Annotated in this window: 3 protein-coding genes; 1 reads left to right on the top strand and 2 read right to left on the bottom strand. The window is 33.0% G+C overall.

The features are described 5' to 3' along the window. On the top strand, positions 1–293 hold a 293-nt coding region (locus AOG55_RS09475), incomplete at its 5' end, for a hypothetical protein (RefSeq protein WP_236688974.1). Here AOG55_RS09475 and AOG55_RS04570 read toward each other — a convergent pair. Beyond that, on the bottom strand, positions 294–1,781 hold the full coding sequence (locus AOG55_RS04570) for a glycosyltransferase family 2 protein (RefSeq protein WP_048102503.1): 1,488 nt from the start codon (positions 1,779–1,781) through the stop codon (positions 294–296). A 4-nt stretch (positions 1,782–1,785) separates the two neighbouring features. Beyond that, a complete protein-coding gene (locus AOG55_RS09300) occupies positions 1,786–1,938 on the bottom strand; it encodes a hypothetical protein (protein WP_156318752.1) in 153 nt (50 codons plus the stop codon). Between the last annotated feature and the right edge of the window lie 304 nt (positions 1,939–2,242).

Genomic DNA, 2,242 nt, shown 5'->3' with positions numbered 1-2,242 from the left:
TACAAAAGATGGAATTATTATGGATATCCAATATAGGGCTAATTTCGGCTGAATTTATACTGTTCCTTTCTATATTCTTGGTTTTTCTCAGGTCATATAAACAAACCGGTGCCAAAATATATTCACAGATTATAATAATTTCATTAATATTTATGGTTCAGAGTGTAACAACCATATATGTTTACTTCATGTTCTCAAGATTCCTCGGATATGAGGTATCACTTCCGCTTTTAATAATTAACATATTCGGAATAATAGCAATAATTCTTCTCTTTAGATTTATGAAGCAGTAATTATTTGTTATAATAAAATATTGTTAAGCCCAGAATTGTGAAATATATTAAAAAAATTCCATTAAAAACATACTGTATTAGGCCTGTAAATATATATCTGTATAATGAATAAAATGTCCCTGATAATGTTAAAAATATCATTAAAATATTTGGCCAGATTCCTTTTATGGGTATTTTTGTCGAATCCCCCTTTGGGGTAACTTTAAAGGATGTTCTTTTTCCTATTAGGGCATAAAAGGCAGATTTAACAAGGACAGGACTTATTATAAAGGTTAGCGAGATATTCCTTAAAACCGGAATGATGGATTTATTAATGCTGTATACTGTTATGGAAAATGCAAAGAATTCAAATATTATATAAAATCCAAGAATAAAGATGTATATTTTTGGCGTAATAATTGATACAATGTTAAAAAATATGAATAACAGGGGAAATAAGAGCATAATAATGTTCACGGTACCAACAAAATACCATGATGTGGTCACAAGATATCCAATTTTCTGCCTTATTGTTAATTTTTTTCTTCTAAATAGAAGTTTTAGAACCCTGAAAAATATGGCCATGGAACCCTGTGACCACCTTGACTGCTGAATAAAATAAGAGTTTAACGTTTCCGGTGCCTCACCAGATGCAAGTGGCCGGTTATAATAAATGGTCTTGTAACCTGCCTCATGTATTTTAATTGACGTTGCCAGGTCTTCGGTTACATTCTGTTCATCAAATCCGCCAACTTTTTTAATTATGCTCGTTCTGTACAGCACATTTGAACCGCATGAAAACATGCTATCCTCAAGGCTTTTTCCCTGCGTTATAAAATTGTAAAAAACCTCCTGTATGTCGTTTGCACCCTTTGCAACATGGGTATTATTATTAACATACCTCTGTGGGACCTGTATCAATGCTATTTTATCGTCCTCCTCCATAATTGGAAGTATTTCTGTTAAAAATTCAGGAAGTGGTACCTGATCGGCATCAAAAACGGCAAAGTATTTTGTATTTATGGATTTAAGCACATCGTTTAATGCCCCTGCCTTGTAACCCCTGCGGTTTTCCCTGTGCACATAAATGAAATTATATTTTTTTGCAAGGTTCATAATTGCAGCCTGCTTATTCCTATCGGTTGAATCATCGAGTATATACGGTATGCCATTCCCCCTGCGGCACATCAGTTTTACATTCAACATTGTGTTTTCCAGAACATCAGGGGATTCATTAAATGTTGCTATAAATACAGAGGTCTGGAACGGAAAATACCTGCTGAAATAATATGTTACAGTTTCCTCATATTTTGTTGATGCCGTAACATAATAATACGAATATGAAAGTGAATGCATTATAAAAAATCCGTTGATTAATATTAAAATAATGCTAAGAATTCTTTCAATTAGTGTTTTATCAAATAATATTAAGGAATATATTAAAAAGTATAAATAAAGAAGTATGGCTATTAATGAAAAAAAGGCAAGGATATATAGCCTTATCTTCATGTACTCACTTTAATTCGAGCCTGCCATCCGGGGTTATGTTGAATTCAAAGATCCTTTTTGAATTATCCCTCAGGCTAAATTTTTTGATTATAAAAACGTTTTTTATTAGATTAACATCGATTACGGTGCCTATTTCGGCTATGCCGCTGAAAAACATATCGTCGATTGGATTTGAATTTATAATGTTAATGAATTTTGTTGCAACTATAACGCAGTTAAGGTTTCTTAATTCATTAAACAGGTATCTTATGCTTTCCTCGTTTGAATTTATTTCCAGTGGTTCTATTGAGTCTATTACAAGCCTTTTTATATTATATTTTGTGAGCTACCTCATGCCAAGGCAATGAGGCTTCCTGATTCATTGACCACACTTATCCTTACATACGGGCTTATATTAATCCCTTCAGGGACAGAGGTGAAGGTCTCCACAGGCGTAAATTCCCTATGCTCCACAGGTACAT

Source organism: Acidiplasma cupricumulans, from assembly GCF_001402935.1.
Taxonomy (GTDB): Archaea; Thermoplasmatota; Thermoplasmata; order Thermoplasmatales; family Thermoplasmataceae; genus Acidiplasma; species Acidiplasma aeolicum.
Note: the sequence above shows the minus strand (reverse complement) of the source record. Positions and strands in the feature narration are given on the sequence as shown.

Coding starts and splice junctions, on each gene's coding strand:
- AOG55_RS04570 (WP_048102503.1), bottom strand. CDS start 1,781: ATGAAGATAAGGCTATATATCCTTGCCTTTTTTTCATTAATAGCCATA.
- AOG55_RS09300 (WP_156318752.1), bottom strand. CDS start 1,938: ATGTTTTTCAGCGGCATAGCCGAAATAGGCACCGTAATCGATGTTAAT.